The sequence below is a fragment of the Burkholderia sp. Bp8986 genome, assembly GCF_003854225.1.
Classification (GTDB): Bacteria; Pseudomonadota; Gammaproteobacteria; order Burkholderiales; family Burkholderiaceae; genus Burkholderia.
This window is the reverse complement of the sequence record NZ_QTQM01000067.1, coordinates 1-18,872: the sequence shown is the minus strand read 5'-3', so window position 1 is coordinate 18,872 and position 18,872 is coordinate 1. Positions and strand designations below refer to the sequence as shown.

20 protein-coding genes and 1 pseudogene are annotated in these 18,872 nt (G+C 65.2%); 8 read left to right on the top strand and 13 right to left on the bottom strand.

Features of this window, described 5'->3' with window-relative positions:
* Positions 1 to 126, top strand: a pseudogene (locus tag DID99_RS34315) (3-hydroxybutyrate dehydrogenase); the annotation flags it as partial.
* Positions 127 to 268: 142 nt separating this feature from the next.
* On the opposite strand, the gene DID99_RS34310 reads toward DID99_RS34315, so the two are convergent.
* Complete coding sequence (locus DID99_RS34310) at positions 269 to 1,468, bottom strand: amino acid aminotransferase (RefSeq protein ID WP_124489780.1); 1,200 nt, start codon at positions 1,466 to 1,468, stop codon at positions 269 to 271.
* Between the two features lie 250 nt (positions 1,469 to 1,718).
* Here DID99_RS34310 and uvrB point away from each other — a divergent pair, with 250 nt between their 5' ends.
* The 5 genes from uvrB (at position 1,719) to DID99_RS34280 (ending at position 7,263) form a co-directional block, all read left to right on the top strand.
* A complete protein-coding gene (gene uvrB / locus DID99_RS34300) occupies positions 1,719 to 3,809 on the top strand; it encodes an excinuclease ABC subunit UvrB (protein ID WP_044848990.1) in 2,091 nt (696 codons plus the stop codon).
* Positions 3,810 to 4,028: 219 nt separating this feature from the next.
* The gene (locus tag DID99_RS34295) at positions 4,029 to 4,580 is read left to right on the top strand and encodes an iron transporter (protein ID WP_124489781.1); all 552 of its coding nucleotides are present in this window, start codon (positions 4,029 to 4,031) and stop codon (positions 4,578 to 4,580) included.
* A gap of 55 nt (positions 4,581 to 4,635) precedes the next feature.
* A complete protein-coding gene (locus DID99_RS34290) occupies positions 4,636 to 4,968 on the top strand; it encodes a cupredoxin domain-containing protein (RefSeq protein WP_006760846.1) in 333 nt (110 codons plus the stop codon).
* A gap of 58 nt (positions 4,969 to 5,026) precedes the next feature.
* On the top strand, positions 5,027 to 5,869 hold the full coding sequence (locus tag DID99_RS34285; protein WP_124668505.1) for an FTR1 family protein: 843 nt from the start codon (positions 5,027 to 5,029) through the stop codon (positions 5,867 to 5,869).
* Entirely contained in the window at positions 5,866 to 7,263 is a 1,398-nt protein-coding gene (locus DID99_RS34280; RefSeq protein ID WP_124668504.1) for a 4Fe-4S binding protein, read from the top strand. The genes DID99_RS34285 and DID99_RS34280 overlap by 4 nt, the downstream gene beginning before the upstream one ends.
* A 320-nt stretch (positions 7,264 to 7,583) precedes the next feature.
* Here DID99_RS34280 and hemP read toward each other — a convergent pair whose 3' ends face one another.
* From hemP to DID99_RS34260, 3 genes are all read right to left on the bottom strand, one after another.
* Positions 7,584 to 7,832, bottom strand: coding sequence for a hemin uptake protein HemP (hemP, locus tag DID99_RS34270; protein WP_124489786.1), 249 nt, complete (start codon positions 7,830 to 7,832; stop codon positions 7,584 to 7,586).
* A gap of 138 nt (positions 7,833 to 7,970) precedes the next feature.
* Positions 7,971 to 8,453: an SRPBCC family protein gene (locus tag DID99_RS34265; RefSeq protein WP_044849005.1), complete on the bottom strand. Its 483-nt coding sequence runs from the start codon at positions 8,451 to 8,453 to the stop codon at positions 7,971 to 7,973.
* 101 nt (positions 8,454 to 8,554) lie between these two features.
* The gene (locus DID99_RS34260; protein WP_124489787.1) at positions 8,555 to 9,427 is read right to left on the bottom strand and encodes a pirin family protein; all 873 of its coding nucleotides are present in this window, start codon (positions 9,425 to 9,427) and stop codon (positions 8,555 to 8,557) included.
* A 122-nt stretch (positions 9,428 to 9,549) separates the two neighbouring features.
* On the opposite strand from DID99_RS34260, the gene DID99_RS34255 reads away from it, so the two are divergent.
* Entirely contained in the window at positions 9,550 to 10,527 is a 978-nt protein-coding gene (locus DID99_RS34255; RefSeq protein WP_124489788.1) for a LysR family transcriptional regulator, read from the top strand.
* 426 nt (positions 10,528 to 10,953) lie between these two features.
* Here the strand turns inward: DID99_RS34255 and DID99_RS34245 are convergent, their stop codons facing one another.
* From DID99_RS34245 to DID99_RS34205, 9 genes are all read right to left on the bottom strand, one after another.
* Positions 10,954 to 11,382 carry a biopolymer transporter ExbD gene (locus DID99_RS34245; protein WP_044848998.1) on the bottom strand — a complete coding sequence of 143 codons (429 nt, stop codon included), beginning with the start codon at positions 11,380 to 11,382 and terminating at the stop codon, positions 10,954 to 10,956.
* Positions 11,383 to 11,395: 13 nt separating this feature from the next.
* A complete protein-coding gene (locus tag DID99_RS34240) occupies positions 11,396 to 12,127 on the bottom strand; it encodes a MotA/TolQ/ExbB proton channel family protein (protein WP_124668503.1) in 732 nt (243 codons plus the stop codon).
* 34 nt (positions 12,128 to 12,161) lie between these two features.
* The gene (locus DID99_RS34235; protein WP_044849000.1) at positions 12,162 to 12,890 is read right to left on the bottom strand and encodes an energy transducer TonB; all 729 of its coding nucleotides are present in this window, start codon (positions 12,888 to 12,890) and stop codon (positions 12,162 to 12,164) included.
* Positions 12,891 to 13,107: 217 nt separating this feature from the next.
* Positions 13,108 to 13,344, bottom strand: coding sequence for a bacterioferritin-associated ferredoxin (locus DID99_RS34230; protein ID WP_011885486.1), 237 nt, complete (start codon positions 13,342 to 13,344; stop codon positions 13,108 to 13,110).
* A 159-nt stretch (positions 13,345 to 13,503) separates the two neighbouring features.
* Positions 13,504 to 14,340: a glutamate racemase gene (gene murI / locus DID99_RS34225; RefSeq protein ID WP_260428140.1), complete on the bottom strand. Its 837-nt coding sequence runs from the start codon at positions 14,338 to 14,340 to the stop codon at positions 13,504 to 13,506.
* A 39-nt stretch (positions 14,341 to 14,379) separates the two neighbouring features.
* On the bottom strand, positions 14,380 to 14,856 hold the full coding sequence (bfr, locus tag DID99_RS34220; protein WP_124668502.1) for a bacterioferritin: 477 nt from the start codon (positions 14,854 to 14,856) through the stop codon (positions 14,380 to 14,382).
* Positions 14,857 to 15,049: 193 nt separating this feature from the next.
* Positions 15,050 to 16,573 (bottom strand): fumarate hydratase, encoded by a 1,524-nt coding sequence (locus DID99_RS34215; RefSeq protein WP_006478316.1) that lies wholly within the window; start codon positions 16,571 to 16,573, stop codon positions 15,050 to 15,052.
* Between the two features lie 34 nt (positions 16,574 to 16,607).
* Positions 16,608 to 17,213: a TIGR00645 family protein gene (locus DID99_RS34210; protein ID WP_124489791.1), complete on the bottom strand. Its 606-nt coding sequence runs from the start codon at positions 17,211 to 17,213 to the stop codon at positions 16,608 to 16,610.
* A gap of 113 nt (positions 17,214 to 17,326) precedes the next feature.
* Positions 17,327 to 18,244, bottom strand: coding sequence for a DMT family transporter (locus tag DID99_RS34205; RefSeq protein WP_124668501.1), 918 nt, complete (start codon positions 18,242 to 18,244; stop codon positions 17,327 to 17,329).
* 329 nt (positions 18,245 to 18,573) lie between these two features.
* Between DID99_RS34205 and DID99_RS34195 the strand changes: the two genes are divergently transcribed.
* Positions 18,574 to 18,872: acetyl-coenzyme A synthetase N-terminal domain-containing protein (locus DID99_RS34195; RefSeq protein WP_311767506.1), on the top strand; the 299-nt coding region annotated here is incomplete at its 3' end.

Here is an 18,872-nt window from a genome sequence, read left to right as displayed (position 1 = left end):
ACGGTCGACGGCGTGTTCACGACGGTGCAGGACGTCGCGCAGACGGTGCTGTTCCTGTCGGCGTTCCCGAGCGCCGCCCTCACGGGCCAGTCGTTCGTCGTCAGCCACGGCTGGTTCATGCAGTAACGGACTCCGGCACGGGCGGCCGCGCTGCGCGCCGCTTGTGCTGCAGCGAGCATTCGCCGACAGTCGAACGGCATGAAAAAACGCGCTCCGGGGAGCGCGTTTTTTGTTTCGGCAGAGCGGGTTGCCACCCGCTGGCACCGGCTTACTTCAGGACCGCAGCGACTGCGGTGGCGACCGCGTCGAGATTGCGCGTGTTCAGTGCAGCAACGCAGATCCGGCCGGTGCCGACTGCGTAGATGCCGAACTCTTCGCGCAGGCGATCGACTTGCGCCGAGGTCAGGCCCGAATACGAGAACATCCCGCGCTGCGCGTTGATGAAGCTGAAGTCGCGATCGACGCCGCTCGCCTTCAGGCGCTCGACGAGACCGTTGCGCATCGCGCGGATGCGGTCGCGCATTTCGCCGAGTTCCTGCACCCACGCAGCATGCAGTTCCGGCGACGCGAGCACGGCCGCGACGACGGCGCCGCCATGGGTCGGCGGGTTCGAGTAGTTCGTGCGGATCACGCGCTTCAGTTGCGACAGCACGCGCGTCGCTTCTTCCTTGCTCGACGTGATGATCGACAGCGCGCCGACGCGCTCGCCGTACAGCGAGAACGACTTCGAGAACGACGACGACACGAACGCGTTCAGGTCGGCCGCGGCAAACAGACGCACCGCGGCGGCATCGGCCTCGATGTTCTCGCCGAAGCCCTGGTAAGCCATGTCGAGGAACGGCACGAGGTTGCGTGCCTTGACGACGTCGACCACCTGCTGCCATTGCGCTTCGGTCAGATCCACGCCGGTCGGGTTGTGGCAGCACGCGTGCAGCACGACGATCGTGCCGGCTGCATAGCTGTTCAGCGCCGACAGCATGCCTTCGAAGTTCACGCCGTTGGTTGCGGCGTCGTAGTACGGGTACGCGACGACTTCGAAGCCGGCCGCTTCGAACAGCGCGCGGTGGTTCTCCCAGCTCGGGTCGCTGATCGCCACCTTCACGTTCGGGTTCACGGTGCGCAGGAAATCGGCGCCGATCTTCAGTGCGCCCGTGCCGCCCAGTGCCTGCGCCGTGACCACACGGCCTGCGGCGATCAGCGGCGAATCGTTGCCGAGCAGCAGCTTCTGCACCGCTGCGTCGTACGCGGCGATCCCGTCGATCGGCAGGTAGCCGCGCGGCAGGCCGGCGTCGACACGCGCCTTTTCCGCTTCGCGAACGGCGCGCAGCAGCGGAATCTTGCCTTCTTCGTTCGTGTACACACCGACGCCGAGGTTGACCTTGGTCGGACGCGTATCGGCGTTGAAGGCTTCGTTCAGGCCCAGGATCGGGTCGCGGGGAGCAAGCTGGACAGCGGAGAAGAGCGACATGATGATTCGGCAGTAGTGAAAAGAGGGTCAGGCTTTCAGCCGGCGGGGCGGGCGCAGCGGACCGCGCGCCAACGGGCATGGCGCCGGAAAGCGCAGCAGCCTGACATTGTAGCGAATTCACGCTGCCGGAGGCGGCGATTGCGCGCCGAATTGCGATTTCGGACCGCTGCCGCGCGTCAGGAGCCGTCAGCGGTCCGCAACGCCGCGAAGCGCTAGAATAGTTTTTTTGCCCTCGCTCCGGCCGCACTCCATGTCCGAACATCACGCCGAAGTCGGCGACGCGCTCGACGAATCGAAATTCGTGACCTTCGAAGGGTCGCCGTTCCAGTTGTACCAGCCATACCCGCCCGCAGGCGACCAGCCGACCGCGATCGAAACGCTCGTCGAAGGTGTCGGCGACGGCCTCGCATTCCAGACGCTGCTCGGCGTGACGGGTTCGGGCAAGACCTTCACGATGGCCAACACGATCGCGCGGCTCGGCCGCCCGGCCATCGTGTTCGCGCCGAACAAGACGCTTGCGGCGCAGCTCTACGCGGAGTTCCGCGAGTTCTTCCCGCGCAACGCGGTCGAGTACTTCGTGTCGTACTACGACTATTACCAGCCGGAAGCGTACGTGCCGCAGCGCGACCTGTTCATCGAGAAGGATTCGTCGATCAACGAGCATATCGAGCAGATGCGGCTGTCGGCGACGAAGAGCCTGATGGAGCGCCGCGACGTGGTGATCGTCGCGACGGTGTCGGCGATCTACGGTATCGGCAACCCGTCCGAATACCACCAGATGATCCTGACGCTGCGCACCGGCGACAAGCTCGGCCAGCGCGACGTGATCGCGCGGCTGATCGCGATGCAGTATTCGCGCAACGAACAGGACTTCCAGCGCGGCACGTTCCGCGTGCGCGGCGACACGATCGACATCTTCCCGGCCGAGCATGCGGAGCTGGCCGTGCGCGTCGAGCTGTTCGACGACGAGGTCGAGACGCTGCAGCTGTTCGACCCGCTGACCGGGCGCGTGCGGCAGAAGATCCCGCGCTTCACCGTGTATCCGTCGTCGCACTACGTGACGCCGCGCGACACCGTGATGCGGGCGGTCGAGACGATCAAGGACGAATTGCGCGAGCGCCTCGAGTTCTTCCACCGCGACGGCAAGCTCGTCGAGGCGCAGCGCCTCGAGCAGCGCACGCGTTTCGACCTCGAGATGCTGCAGGAACTCGGCTTCTGCAAGGGCATCGAGAACTACTCGCGGCACTTCTCGGGCGCCGCGCCCGGCGAGCCGCCGCCGACGCTCGTCGACTACCTGCCGCCCGATGCACTGATGCTGCTCGACGAATCGCACGTGCTGATCGGCCAGCTGAACGGCATGTACAACGGCGACCGCGCGCGCAAGGAAAACCTCGTGAACTACGGTTTCCGGTTGCCGTCGGCGCTGGACAACCGGCCGCTGAAGTTCCCCGAGTTCGAGCGCAAGATGCGCCAGGTGGTGTTCGTGTCGGCGACGCCGGCCGACTACGAGCAGCGCGTGACGGGGCAGGTGGCCGAGCAGGTGGTGCGGCCGACCGGGCTCGTCGATCCGGAAATCGAAGTGCGCCCGGCAAGCTCGCAGGTCGACGACGTGCTGACCGAGATCAACGCGCGCGTGAACGCCGGCGAGCGCGTGCTGATCACCGTGCTCACGAAGCGGATGGCCGAACAGCTCACCGAGTTCCTGGCCGACCACGGCGTCAAGGTGCGCTACCTGCACAGCGACATCGACACGGTGGAGCGGGTCGAGATCATCCGCGACCTGCGGCTCGGCACGTTCGACGTGCTGGTCGGGATCAACCTGCTGCGCGAGGGCCTCGACATCCCGGAAGTGTCGCTGGTCGCGATTCTCGATGCGGACAAGGAAGGCTTCCTGCGCGCCGAACGCTCGCTGATCCAGACGATCGGCCGCGCGGCGCGCAACGTGAACGGCAAGGCGATCCTCTATGCCGATAACATGACCGAGTCGATGAAACGCGCGATCGGCGAGACCGAGCGGCGCCGCGCGAAGCAGATCGCGCACAACGAGAAGATGGGCATCACGCCGCGCGGCGTGGTGAAGCGCATCAAGGACATCATCGACGGCGTCTACAACGCCGACGAAGCGCGCGCCGAGCTGAAGGAAGCGCAGCAACGCGCGAAGTTCGAGGACATGTCGGAAAAGCAGATCTCGAAAGAGATCAAGCGTCTCGAAAAGCAGATGGCCGACTACGCGAAGAACCTCGAGTTCGAAAAGGCTGCGGCGACGCGCGACCAGCTTGCGTTGCTGCGTGAACGCGTGTTCGGCGCGAACGTGGGCGACCACGTCAACGGCGGCCGGTAAATCTTTCCAAACGTCACTGAAACCTTCTGGTAACACCGTTGTAAGCCTTGTCGGATCAGGGGTTTACGCGGTGTCTCGTTTGTTCCGGAGCCGGTTCGGTGCTAAACTTCGCAAGTATTGAGAATAGTTCGCATTAACGTTATTCGTTGCGTTAGTGTTTCCAGCGCGCGGACCTGACCGGCGGCGCGCAAGTCACCAGACAAATAACAAGGAGTGTCCATGTTGGGTTCTTCGTTCATCCGCACGTCGGTTGCGGTAGCGGCGGCGCTTGCCGCGATGTCGGCAACGGCAGCCGAATATCCGATCGGCAAGCAGCAGATCCAGGGCGGCATGGAAATCGGCGCGGTGTACCTGCAGCCGATCTCGATGGATCCGGAAGGGATGATGCGCAAGGCGTCGGATTCGGACATCCACCTCGAGGCCGACATCCACGCGGTCAAGAACAACCCGACGGGTTTCGCGGAAGGCGACTGGATGCCGTACCTGCAGGTCACGTACAAGCTGACGAAGCAGGGCGACACGAAGTGGAAGGCCGAAGGCGACCTGATGGGCATGGTCGCGAGCGACGGCCCGCACTACGGCGACAACGTGAAGCTGGCCGGCCCGGGCAAGTACCACCTGACGATGACCGTCAAGCCGCCGATGCAGTCGGGCCACATGGCGTTCGGCCGTCACGTCGACAAGGAAACGGGCGTGGGCGCATGGTTCAAGCCCATCACCCTCGAATACGACTTCCCGTTCGCCGGCATCGGCAAGAAGGGCGGGTACTGATCGGTGGCATCACGGACGGCGCGCTTCGGCGCGCCGTCGGCGTAGAGAACCCAGAATGAAATTTCCCCAGAAAATCGTCGCCGCAGCCGCCGCGCTGTGGCTCGCCGGCGCGGCGCATGCCGCCGATCTGCCGACGTTCAAGCTCGAGATGACGGACGGCAAGCTGAATCCCGCCCGTATCGAAGTGCCGGCCGGGCAGCGCTTCAAGATCGAGATCCGGAATACCGGCAAGGGCGCCGCCGAATTCGAGAGCGTGCAGTTGCGCAAGGAAAAGGTGCTTGCGCCGGGCGCCGATTCGTTCGTGGTCGTCGCCCCGCTGTCGCCGGGCGAATACAAGTTTTTCGACGATTTCCACCAGCAGGCACAGGGCGTGATCGTCGCGAAGTAATGCGTTTTATCTGCGTGCGGGCGTACGCGTGCCTTGCCCCGCACGTCAGGAGGATTCAATGGGTCAGATCTTGTTCATCGTCTGGCGGGAGAGCGTCGAAGCGCTGCTCGTCGTCGGCATCCTCTATGCATGGCTGAAGAACGGCGACGACGACGCGCGCCGCGGCCTGCCCTTTCTCTGGACGGGCGTGGCAGTCGGCCTGCTGATGGCCGTCGGTCTCGGCGCCGCGCTCGTCGGCTTCACCGAAGTGCTGTCCGGTGACGCGCAGGACTATTTCCAGACCGCGATGGTGCTGATCGCGTGCGTGCTGATCGTGCAGATGGTGCTGTGGATGCGCCGGCACGGCCGCACGCTGAAGCGCGACATGGAGCAGTCGCTGCAGCAGAGCACGCGCGATTCGAACTGGTGGGGCGTCGCCGTGCTGGTCGCACTCGCGATCGCACGCGAAGGCAGCGAGACGGTGATCTTCCTGTACGGCCTCGGTTTCGGCCAGTCGGGGCGCGTGGACGGCGGCCAGATGCTCGCGGTCGTGATCGGCCTCGGCCTCGCGCTCCTCACGTTCTATCTGCTGCAGCTCGGCGGCAAGTACTTCTCGTGGCGGCATTTCTTCCGTGTCACCGAAGTGATGCTGCTGTTCCTCGGCGCGGGCCTGTTCCAGACCGGCGTCGACAAGCTGATCGACAAGGAAATCCTGCCGCTCGGCATTTCGCAGGTGTGGGACACGTCGGGGATCCTCGATGATTCCGGCACGTTCGGTTCGCTCGTCGCGACGCTGACCGGCTATCGCGCGCATCCGGCTCTGACCAACCTGATCGCCTATGCGGTGTACTGGGCGGTGGTCTGGCTGCTGATGAAGCGCGCGAGCCGTCGTCCGGCCGTTCCCGCAGGCCGCGCGGCATGAGTGTCGTCGCCGCAGCCAAGCCGGGCTGGCTCGCGCAGGCCGGCCAGTGGATGCAGCGCCACGGCGCGGTGATCCGCGGCATCCAGTGGATCGTCGTTGGCGTCTACGCATTCCTGATCATCGTGCCGGCGGTGTTGCCGCTGCCGGACGATTCCGCGCACCTCTGGAACAATCTCACGCTGATTGCGCAGTTCGTGTTCTGGGGCATCTGGTGGCCGTTCGTGCTGCTGTCGATGGTGATGCTCGGCCGCGTCTGGTGCGGCGTGCTGTGTCCGGAAGGCGCGCTGACCGAATATGCGAGCAAGTTCGGCCGCGGCGGCGCGATTCCGCGCTGGATGCGGTGGGGCGGCTGGCCGTTCGTCGCGTTCGGGCTCACGACGATCTACGGGCAGATGGTGAGCGTGTACCAGTACCCGCTCGCGGTGCTGTTCGTACTCGGCGGCTCGACCGTCGGCGCGATCGTGATCGGCGTGCTGTACGGCCGCGAGAAGCGCGTGTGGTGCAAGTATCTGTGCCCGGTCAATGGCGTGTTCGGGCTGCTCGCGCGGCTCGCGCCGATGCGCTACAAGGTCGACGAGGATGCGTGGCGCCGCTCGTACAAGAACGGCGAGCATGGGCATCGCGTGATTCCGATCAATTGCGCGCCGCTCGTGCCGTTGCGCAACATGAAGGGCGCCGCCGCCTGCCACATGTGCGGCCGCTGCAGCGGGCACCGTGACGCAATTGAGCTGTCGTGGCGCTCGCCGTCCGACGAGGTCGTGAACCTCGGCGCGCAGCAGGCGAGCCCGTGGGACACGGCGCTGATCCTGTACGGCCTGCTCGGCGTCGCGATCGGTGCGTTCCACTGGACCGTGAGCCCGTGGTTCGTGCAGATCAAGCAATGGCTCGCGGGCTGGCTGATCGATCACGACATCACGTGGCCGCTCGAGACCAATGCACCGTGGTTCCTGCTCACGCACTATCCGGATCGCAACGACGTGTTTTCGTGGCTCGACGGCGGGCTGATCGTCAGTTACATCGTCGGCACGGGGCTCGTGTACGGCACCGCGCTGCTCGTGCTGCTGGCTGGCGCGACGCTGATGCTCGGACGCTTCGATCGCACGCGTCTCCATCACCTCGCGCAGGCGCTGATCCCGATCGCAGGAGCCGGCGTGTTCCTCGGGCTGTCGGCGACGACGCTGTCGCTGCTGCGGGCCGAGCACGTGCCGCTCGGCTGGGCAGCCGACGTGCGCATCGCGATTCTGGTCGGCGCGAATGCGTGGAGCGCCTGGCTCGCATGGAAAGTGACGGGGCGCTATGCGGCATGGCCGCGCCGGCTGGCTGCATTCGCGTGGTTCGCCGCAGGCCTGGCCGTGGTCGACAGCGCATGGTGGCTGATGTTCTGGGGTTTCTGATGCGGGATTGAAGGCCTTGCGGCCGGGTTCCGGCGGAACCAGAGGGTGGTCCCGCTGCGTGGCTCCGGAACGCGTCGAAGCCGCAGCGCAGACAACCGCGATGCTTTTTCCGTTGCATCCGGACGCCCAAACGAAAAAGCGACACGTCCTTCGACGTGTCGCTTTTTTCTGCCTTGTGCGAGAACCAAAAAAGTGGCTTGGCTTGCTGCAACGGCTGCTTGAGTGTGTTTGCACGAAGGGGTCTAGATCTCGCGTGCAAGCCGTTACGCTGGCTACTGCCCAACACCTCTCAGGGAGGTGGTCCCCACAATACTCTGTCGTTACTTCGTCAGGATCAGTTTGCCGAGCCGCGTGGCACGCAACTGATACGTCTCTCCGTTATGCGCGATGCTGATGTGGCTGTGGCCTTGCAGCAGCGCATCGCTGCTGAGGGTCCGGGTGCCGGCATCGTGGCTACTAGCGGCGGGTTTCGCCGGCGTCGTGACCGCCGCCGTCTTCTGACGGTTGGCGCTTGCGGTGCCGGTCGGGCGGCGCAAGCTCAGCGTGGTCGGGCGCGTGGTGTCGGTCATTCGGTTGATCGGTGACTGTCGATACGATGGAATGAATTCTAAATGATAACTATTCCCATTTACAAAAACTCTTTATCGATCGATATGACGAATTCGATAGCCTGAGTCGAATGGGCGGCCCGCAGGCCGCCGCCGACGTCAGTGGAGCGGGTCGGGGTCCTTGCGCCCCTGGGCGTATTCGCGAATCAGGCGCACCGTGTCGATGTCCGACGTGCGATACGCTTCCTTGACGATGCCGTGCGTCTGGCGCGCTTCCTCGCTGTCGTCCGTGACGGTCAGCGTCGTGCGGTATTCGAAGCGCAGGAACAGCTCGTGGTCGTCGCGCTCCTCGATCGTCATCGTCAGCGAGCCGCCGATTTCGCCGCCGGCCGCATGGATGTCGTAGCGCACTTGCTGGTTCGGGGTGAACGTCACGCGGTCGCGCACGGTCGCATGCCCGTAGTGCAGTTCGCGTTCGAGCGTCGTGTCCGTCCGTTCGTGGACGACACAGCTGTCGAGGCCGATCACGAACAGCTGCGGCTGTTCGGCGCGCAGTACGAGGCCTTCCCAGAGCTGGTCGCGGGTCAGGGAAGGCACGGCCGGATCGTCGGAGTTGATCTGGATCAGATGTTCGAAATTCACGGGGGCGGGTTCCTTCTGGTGGCGGGCAGCCACATGGTTCAAGAAGTCATTGTGACGCAAAACGAGCGGTTTCGCGGCACCTGCGCCCCCCCGATCGGACGTCACGCTTCGATGCGACCCATGCGGCCGGTCTGGTAGTCGACGACGGCCTGCCGGATCTCTTCCTCGGTATTCATCACGAACGGGCCATAGCGGACGATCGGCTCGTTGAGCGGCACGCCGCCGATCAGCAGCAGGTCGAGCGGCGTATCGCCGGCCTCGAACGTCACCGCATCGCCATCGTCACCGTAGACGACCATGTGCCGTGCGTCGACCGGCTGCCTGTCGGGCCCGTAGCGGCCGGCTCCGTCGAGCGGGTAGGCGAACACGCGATACCCTGCCGGCACCGGCTGCGTGACCGTTGCGCCCGGTTGCAGCGTGAAATGCTGGTAGAGGATCGGCGTGCGCGTCTCGATTGCCGCACGCACGCCGAACGCTTCGCCGGCGATCACGCGTACCTGCGCGCGGCCGTCCGGCGACGTCGCGCTCGGGATGCGGCCGGCCGGGATCTCCTGGTAGCGCGGTGCGATCAGCTTGTCGCGGCGCGGCAGATTGACCCACAGCTGGAAGCCGTGCGAACGTCCGCCGGCCCGAGCGAACTCGGGATCCGGCATTTCGCTGTGCACGACGCCCGCGCCGGCCGTCATCCACTGCACGTCGCCGGGCCCGAGCGTGCCGGCATGGCCGGCCGAATCGCGATGACGAAAACGCCCGTCGAGCACGTAGGTGACGGTCTCGAAGCCGCGATGCGGATGGTCGGGCGCGCCCTTGGCTTCGCCAGGGGCATAGTCGACGGGGCCCATTTCATCGAGCAGCAGGAACGGATCGAAATCCATCAGCAGCCGGGTCGGGAACGGACGGTGAACCACGAAGCCGCCGCCTTCGGTCGTGCGAAGCGCGGGGTACGTGCGGTCAAGCGAGCGAGCGGTCGTCATGCAAAAGCCCTCGATAACATCGGAATAGCGTCATTTTTGAAACATAGCGCTATTATATTGGGCGTTTTACCGGCCGATTTGCGGCGGTTCGCAATGGATTGTTCTGAAATTGGAACGATGACATGAACATCGATGCACACAACCTGAACGACCTCATGTACTTTTCGCAGGTCGTCGAACACGGCGGTTTCTCGGCGGCGGAACGCGTACTGGGCATCTCGAAATCGCGCCTGTCGCGGCGCCTGACCGAACTCGAGGCGGCGCTCGGCGTGCGCCTGCTGCAGCGCTCGACGCGCAAGCTCGCGCTGACCGAGGCGGGAGAACTGTTCTACCAGCATTGCCAGGCGATGCTCGCCGAGGCGCAGGCCGCGATGAACGCCGTGCAGCAGCTGCGTGCGTCGCCGCGCGGCTCGGTGCGCGTGAGCGTCCCCGTTACCCTGTCGCAGACGATGCTGTCGCGCATCCTTCCCGAATTCCTGCACCGCTATCCCGAGGTCAAGGTGCACATCCGTGTGACCAACCGCGTGATCGACCTGTTCGAGGATTCGATCGACGTCGCGTTGCGCGTGCGCTCGGAGCCGCCGCAGAACGCGAACATCGTCGTGCGGCCGCTGTGGCGGACCGAGCAAATGCTGGTCGGCGCGCCGAGCCTGCTGAACCAGAATGCGCCGCCGCTCGTGCCGGACGATCTGGCCCATTTCGAGACGCTCGATACGCCGAGCGTCGACGGGCGGCACGTGTTCAGCCTGATCGCACCGGATGGCACGCGTCATTTGCACGAGCACGATCCGCGGCTCGTGACGGCCGACCTGATGACGATCCGCGAGGCCGTGCTCGACGGCCTCGGCATCGCGGCGCTGCCCGAGATGATGTACGGCAATGCATTGCGCGCGGGGCAGCTGTCGCCGGTGATGCCGGGCTGGACGCTGCCGGTGCCGCAGCTCTACGCGGTGTTCGTGTCGCGGCAGGGGATGCCGCCCGCGGTGCGCGCGTTCGTCGACTATCTGGTCGAGAAGCTCGACCACGGCGAATACAAGCAGCCGGGCTGCCCCGAGCGCGCGAAGAAGGATGCGGCGGCGGCCGATGCTTCGGCCACCTGAATGCAAGATGCGCGTCGTGGCAAATTTGTTTTGTCATTGAAGCGCCGCCTGCAATCGCAAGTTTCAATCGCCGGGACCTTGAATGCATCCGCGGGCAGGCCTATATTGAAATCCCATTTCGCGAAGGAAGTTCTGAGCGGAATCAGGTGGCCGCATATATTGCGAGCCAGATAGGGCAGAACGCGCAGTCCGTGCAGACCACGGTAGCCGCATTTGCGTTGCTCGAGGCGCAACCGATACCGCCGAAGAGCCCGCCGCCCGAAGGCGCCCGCGTGCGCATGAAAAAAGGCCTTCATCTGGCGATGAAGGCCTTTTACTTTGTGCGCGGCCGGCTAGGTGCGGCCGGCCAGGTGTGGCCGGCTAGGTGTGGCCGGCGAGGCGCGGCCGGCCAAGCGACCGACCGTCGCGTAGCGAAATGCGCGTGCGTTACTTCGCCTTCGCAGTCGGCTCCGTCACGAAGCCGAGCTTCGTCAGGCCGCCGGCCTGCGCATCGGACATCACTTCGGCCACACGTTCATAGGCAACCTTGCGATCGGCACGCAGGTGCAACTCCGGTTGCGGCTGATGCTGGGCCGCTTCCGCGATGTGCGCCTGCAGTTGCTCGCGCGTGACCGTCTGTTCGTTCCACAGGATCGTACCGTTGCCCTGGATCGCGACGTCGACTGTCTGCGGCTTTTCGTCGACGGGCTGGCTGCTCGCGTGCGGCAGGTCGATCTTCACCGCATGCTGCATCGCCGGGATCGTCACGAGGAAAATGATCAGGAGTACGAGCATGACGTCGACGAGCGGCGTCATGTTGATCTCGCTCATCACGCCATCGTCGTCGTCATCGCTGAAGCCGGTGTTCATTGCCATGGTTCACCCCGTCTCAGCTGGCGCGTGAAGCAAGGCGCAGGCCGTCGCGGGGCGACGACGATGCGAGGCGCGCACCCGTCACGAAGTACGCGTGCAGACCGTGCGCGAAGCGGCGCAGCTTGCTGACGACACCCTTGTTCGCGCGGGTCAGTGCGTTGTAGCCGAGCACCGCGGGAATCGCGACGAACAGGCCGAAGGCCGTCATGATCAGCGATTCGCCGACCGGACCCGCGACCTGGTCGATCGACGTCTGGCCGGTTGCGCCGATCGCCAGCAGCGCGTGGTAGATGCCCCAGACCGTGCCGAACAGGCCGACGAACGGCGCCGTGCTGCCGATCGACGCGAGAATCGCGAGACCGGCCTGCATGCGCGAGATGCCTTCGTCCATCGTGTCCTTCAGGCAGCGCGTGACCCAGTCCGACACGTCCATGCGGTCGTGCAGGTGCGGTTGCGTCTGATGGTGGTGATCGGCGGCTTCCTTGCCCGACAGCGCGAGCGCGAGGAACGGGTTGTCGCTCGGCGTCGATGCGGCGAGGCCGAGCTTCTTGATGCCGTCGTCGAAATCGTCGGAATGCCAGAACGCCTGCTCGGCATTCTTCGTGAGACGGTTCAGGCGAACCACGTTCCAGCCCTTGACGATGATCACGATCCACGACAGGACCGACATCACGAGCAGCGTGATCGCAATGGTGCGCGTGACGAAATCACCTTGCGCCCAGACGTGCGCGATACCGTAGCTTTGCATTTTTGTTTCCTTTGAATCTTCCGAATGAGGCGGGTTAATCGTCGAGCGTGAAGTTGAAGGGCAGCGTATGGGCGGCGCGAATCGCTTGCCCGTTCTCGATGTACGGCGGACAGGTGCTGGCGCGCGTCGCATCGAGCGCGGCTTCGTCGAGACGCGGGTAGCCGCTGCTCTTTTGCAACTGGACGCTTTCGATCTTGCCCGTCACGCCGATGATGAAGTGAACATAAGCCGTGCCCGTTTCGCCGCGGCGGCGCGACATCGACGGATAGGTGGGCTTCACGAAATTGCAGCTGAGTGCCGATACGTTCTTCGGCGCGCTGACCTGCATCGTCTCGCGAGCCGGGCCGGGTGCGGCGGCCGGCGCGGCAGGGGCGGGCGCGGCGGGAGCGGGTGTCGGATCGGCAGCCGCCGGCGCGGGCGTCGGCGACGGGGATTGCGCGACCGGCTGAGGCGTCGGCTTGACCGCCTTCTGCACGGGCTTCGGCTCGACCTTGGGCTTCTCGCGCGGCACGGGCTTCGGCGGTGCGGGCTGCGCGGCCGATTGGACCGCGACCGGTTGAGCGGCAGGCGCAGGCGGGATGAGTTGCGCGGTGATCGACTGGACCTCGATCTCTTTCGGCGGCGGCGCGTTGCGATGGAGCCAGGCGGCCGCCAGCATGATCGCGTGTGCGGCAAGCACACCGACCGCGACGGTGATGACCCGGGGATTCATACGTGGGGCAGCCGGCAGGACGCCGGCAGGAGCGGATTGCGAAGCCTGCATGTTAGCTTGAAAGGACGACGTCGCACCCGGGGCGCGGCGGGTGAATCGGTGTTACTTGCGGAAGATCAGCAGCGAGATGCACACGGTGGTCACAAATCCGATCAGCAATTCCATGACAGGCTCCTTGGCAGGTAAGCCGCTGGCTCGCGCGGAAGATGGCTTGCTGACGGTCGGACATCAAATGCGGCCGCAGCCGCGTGCGTACGCTCGGCGCCGCTCAGGCGGCCTTGCGGTCGTAGAACGTGACCGGGATCGGGTGAGCGTGGTGCTCGACGCCACACCGGCTCGCGCAGACGCCTTGCTCGGCCATGAGGTCGCGTACGGACTCCTCGCACTTGCCGCAGCACGTGGCCACGCCGAGCTCGAACTGGAGTTCATCGAAGGAACTCACGCCCTCGGCGAGGGACGCGCGAATCTTGCGATCGGAAACAGACTTGCACACGCAGACGATCATGATGAGTTGCGATAGCTAACGTTAATGCGAATTATTATCATTAAATTTGCGAGCGTTGACAAGCCTGGGTTCGGCTTTTTTAAGGTCATCGGACCCTTGAAATGGAGGGGCGGCGCAGCGGCCGGCGGAGAGGGTGAACCGGCGGCGTGCCGGCCCGCTTCAGGCGGTCGCGCAGGCGCGCGCGTTCGGCGAGGAAATGGTGACGGATTCGACCGGCACGTCGAGGCCGAGCAGCGACGACGCGAGTGCGCGCAGTTGCAGGCCGTCGCTCGTCGAGCAGAAGCGCGGCGGCGCGGCACGCGTGCCGGCCGGCGCGCGCAGGCCGCGTTCGTCGAGCACACGCGTGAGCTGGCGGGCGATGGCATCGCTCGTGTCGACGATCGTCAGGCGGTCGCCGACAAGGTCACGAATCGTTTCCGTGAAGAACGGGTAGTGCGTGCAGCCGAGCACCAGCGTATCGGCGCCGTCGTCGAGCATCGGCTGCAGGTAACGCTCGAGCAACGCACGCAACGCGGGCGAGTTCGTGTCGCCGCGTTCGATCGCTTCGACGAGCCCGTGGCCCGGCTGGCAGATGAAGCGGCGGCCCGCGCCGTAACGGTCGAGCAGCGCCTGGAAGCGCGGGCTGTTCAGCGTCGATTGCGTGGCGAGCACGCCCGCGATACCGGTCGCGGACACGGCGGCGGCCGGTTTGATGCCCGGCTCGACACCGACGAGCGGTATCGCCAGGCGTTCGCGGATGGCCGCGATCGCCCGCGCCGTTGCCGTGTTGCAGGCGATCACGAGCGCTTTCGCCCCTTCGCGGGCGAGCCACTCGCCGATGGCCAGCGTACGCTCCGTAATGAACGCCTCGTCGCGTGGACCGTACGGTGCATGGTGCGAATCGGCGACGTAGACGAACGACTCGCCGGGCAGGTGCGCGCGCACGGCGCGCAGCACCGATAGGCCGCCGAGCCCGGAATCGAAGATGCCGACGGGGGCGGCGGGGTGGTTCGTCATCGTCATGCTGAAGGCAAGGTGGCGATCGAGGGGGGAGGATTACTCGGGCGAACCCATCATCGTCTGCTGGTAGTTCTGCAGGCCGACCTTGCCGATCAGGTCGATCTGCGTTTCCAGCCAGTCGATGTGCTCTTCGGTGTCGTCGAGGATCTTTTCGAAGATCTCGCGCGACACGTAGTCACGCACCGATTCGCAGTAAGCGATCGCTTCCTTGCACGTCGACTGCGAGATCTGCTCGAGCTTCAGGTCGCACTTCAGGATCTCTTCGGTTTCCTCGCCGACCAGCAGCTTGTGCAGATCCTGCAGGTTCGGCAGGCCGTCGAGCATGAACACGCGCTCGATCAGCCAGTCGGCGTGCTTCATTTCGCCGATCGATTCGTCGTATTCGTGCTTGCCGAGCTTGTCGAGGCCCCAGTGCTTGTACATGCGCGCATGCAGGAAGTACTGGTTGATCGCCGTGAGTTCGTTCTTCAGTTGGGCGCTCAGGTATTCGATGACTTTCTTGTCGCCTTGCATGGCTGTTCCTTGTTCAATGGGGCTTCAGAAACCGAACGATAATCGCTCGAACGGGAAATGCCAAGCCTCGGAGCCTTGCCGGGCCTGCCTTTTGCCGGGAATGAGAATCAGCGTCGAAGCACCGGCCGCGCGCAATCATGAGAATGAGAAGTAAAAAGGCCGGATCGTCGTCCGGCCTTTCGTGCGAGTGCGCTTAAGCGGTTGCGACCGGGATCTTGCCGATCTTCGCCTGCCACTCCTTCGGACCGGTCTGGTGCACCGACGTGCCCGACGAGTCGACGGCCACCGTCACCGGCATGTCCTGCACGTCGAATTCGTAGATCGCTTCCATGCCGAGGTCTTCGAACGCGAGCACCTTCGCGCCGCGGATCGCCTTCGACACGAGGTAAGCGGCACCGCCGACCGCCATCAGGTAGGCCGCTTTGTGCTTCTTGATCGCGTCGATCGCGACCGGGCCGCGTTCGGCCTTGCCGACCATCGAGATCAGGCCCGTCTGGGCGAGCATCGTCTCGGTGAACTTGTCCATCCGCGTGGCCGTCGTCGGACCTGCCGGGCCGACTACTTCGTCACGCACCGGATCGACCGGACCGACGTAGTAGATCACGCGGTTCGTGAAGTCGACCGGCAGCTTCTCGCCCTTCGCCAGCATGTCGGCGATGCGCTTGTGCGCGGCGTCGCGGCCCGTGAGCATCTTGCCCGACAGCAGCAGCGTCTGGCCCGGCGTCCAGCTGGCGACTTCTTCCGGCGTCAGCGTGTTCAGGTCGACGCGCTTGCTGGTTTCCGTGTTCGGTTCCCACTGGACCTTCGGCCAGGCGTCGAGCGACGGCGCCTCGAGCTTCGCGGGGCCCGAGCCGTCGAGCACGAAGTGCGCGTGACGCGTGGCCGCGCAGTTCGGGATCAGCGCGACCGGCTTCGATGCCGCGTGCGTCGGAGCAGCCATGATCTTCACGTCGAGCACGGTCGCGAGGCCGCCGAGGCCCTGCGCGCCGATGCCGAGCGCGTTGACCTTCTCGTGCAGTTCGACGCGCAGCTCCTCGACCCAGTCCTTCGGGCCGCGCGCGATGATTTCCTGGATGTCGATCGGCTCCATCAGCGATTCCTTCGCCATCAGCATCGCCTTCTCGGCGGTGCCGCCGATGCCGATCCCGAGCATGCCCGGCGGACACCAGCCCGCGCCCATCGTCGGGACTGTCTTCAGCACCCAGTCGACGATCGAATCGGACGGGTTCAGCATCACGAACTTCGACTTGTTCTCCGAGCCGCCGCCCTTCGCCGCGACCTGCACGTCGACCTTGTCGCCCGGCACGATCTCGTAGTGGATCACGGCCGGCGTGTTGTCCTTCGTGTTCTTGCGGGCACCTTCCGGCGGATTGACGATCGACGCGCGCAGCACGTTGTCCGGGTGCGTGTAACCGCGGCGCACGCCTTCGTTGATCATGTCGGTGAGGCCCATCGTCGCGCCGTCCCAGCGCACGTCCATGCCGACCTTCACGAAGATCGTGACGATGCCGGTGTCCTGGCAGATCGGGCGCTTGCCCTCCGCGCACATGCGGCTGTTCGTGAGGATCTGCGCGATCGCGTCCTTCGCGGCCGGGCTCTCTTCCAGCTCGTACGCGCGGCCGAGGGCCTGGATGTAGTCGAGCGGGTGGTAGTAGCTGATGTACTGCAGCGAATCCGCGATGCTCTGGATCAGGTCTTCCTGTTTGATGACGGTCATGGCTGAGACTCTGTGGGGACTGTGGGGAATACGTTTATGCGTGGACGGCAGGTTCGACCGATTTGCGGGACACGGCCGGCGTCGGCGCATGCGTCTCGTGGAAATGGGCCGGGTGCGTGTGGGTCGTCAGGCGGTCGACCCACGCCATCACGAGCGCCGACACGAGGAACGACACGTGGATGAGCACCTGCCACATGATCGCGTGCGTCGTGTGCTGATCCGGGTTGATGAAGGTCTTCAGCAGGTGGATCGACGAAATGCTGATCAGCGCCATCGACAGCTTGACCTTCAGCACGCCCGCGTTCACGTGGTCGAGCCACTCGGGCTCGTCGGGATGGCCCTCGATGCCGAGGCGCGACACGAACGTCTCGTAGCCGCCGACGATCACCATGATCAGCAGGTTCGAAATCATCACGACGTCGATCAGGCCGAGCACCGCGAGCATCACGCTGATCTCGTCGAGGGAGCTCGCGTGCGACAGCAGGTGCCAGACTTCCTTCAGGAACAGGAATACATAGACGGCCTGCGCGACGATCAGGCCCAGATAAAGCGGAACCTGGAGCCAGCGGCTCATGAAGATCAGCGCGGGCAGCGGGCGCAGGGGACGACGGGTGGAGCCGGGCGAATGCGGGGCAGACATGATGGTGGTACGGGCGCTGTGCGCAGGTATCGGGGGTAATCTTGAAAAGGCGCGCTATTGTAACGCGTCGGCCGGCGCGACTGCAGCGACGCGCCGGCGCTGCCGGGGACGGATCAGGACGCGGCAGCCGGCACGCGCTTCACGCGCAGGCTCGCGAGCACGATGCCGGTCACGACGCAGGCGAGCGCGATGCCGTGCGCGAGCGTCGGGCGTTCGCCGAGGAAAGCGATGCCGTACGCGGCGGCGGCGACCGGCAGCACCGCGCTGAACACGCCGGCGAGACTGCCCGGCACGTGCCGGATGCCCTTCATCCACAGCCAGAACGAGAAGATGCTGGCCGACAGCCCGTACCAGACGACGAGTGCCCACGTACCGGCCGGCACGCTCGCGTAATCGAAATGCCACAGCGCCGTCGCGCCGAGCGGCAGCATCAGGCACAGGCCGAACAGGTGCGTGTACGCGCAGATGTCGATCGGCGCGAGCGTCTGCGTGAGCCGGCGCGACAGGATCACGTAGATCGATTCGCAGCACACGGCACCGAGGATCAGCAGGTTGCCGGTCAGCGAGCCGGACGACGTGCCGCCGGCGCCGTGCGCGGACGTGCTGCCTGCGCTGCCGTTGGCGAGGTTGATCGTCACGACGCCGGCGATTGCGAGCGCGATCGACACGAGCGCACGGCCGTTCGGTTTTTCCCGCAGGATCAGCCACGCGAACAGCGCGACGATGGCCGGGATCGTGCTCGTGATCACGCCGGCCGCGACCGCGCTCGTGCGCTGCACGCCGTTGAGCATCAGCAGCGTAAACATGAAGGTGCCGAAGAATGCCTGCAGGAACAGGTTCAGCCATTCCGCACGCCGGACCGCGCGCATCTTCACCGGGCTGAACAGCGGCCACAGCACGGCGATCGCGATCACGAAGCGCAGCGTGGCGAGGATGGCGACAGGGACGAAGACGACGATGGATTTACCGATACCGACGTTGCTGCCGACGAACAGCATCGACAGGATCAGGAAGAGGGCGTAGCGATTCAAGCTGGAGTCCGGGGGGCGAGTTCAGTTAGGATTGTAGGGTCGCGTTTGTAACAGCGTAAAGCCGGCGGTCATGCAGCCGACCGCAAGGCGGCGCTGGCGTGCGAAACGGTCATGCCGCGTAAGTGACGGGTAAGTTCGAGCGCTTATCGTGGATATCGCCGGGCCGTACGTCCATCGTCGCATGACGTGGTGCGGTGCAGCATCGTGCGCAGCCTCCGGGCCGCGCGCGGGTGGGTGGGAGACAGCGGCGCACATGCGCCGGCCAAAGAAGCGCGGCGCGCATGATCGCGCCGCCATGCAGAGGATTCATATTCACCAAGGGGTTGTCGATGTCTGCGATTGAATCGGTTCTTCACGAAACCCGTCAGTTTGCGCCGCCCGCGGCGCTCGAGAAGGCGGCCAACATCTCCGGCATGCCGGCCTACCGCGCACTGGCCGCCGAGGCCGAGCAGGATTACGAAGGCTTTTGGGCGCGTCTCGCGCGCGAGGGCCTCAGCTGGCACAAGCCGTTCACGAAGGTGCTCGACGAGAGCGACGCGCCGTTCTACAAATGGTTCGACGACGGCGAACTCAACGCGTCGTACAACTGCCTCGACCGCCACGTCGAAGCCGGCAACGGCGAGCGCGT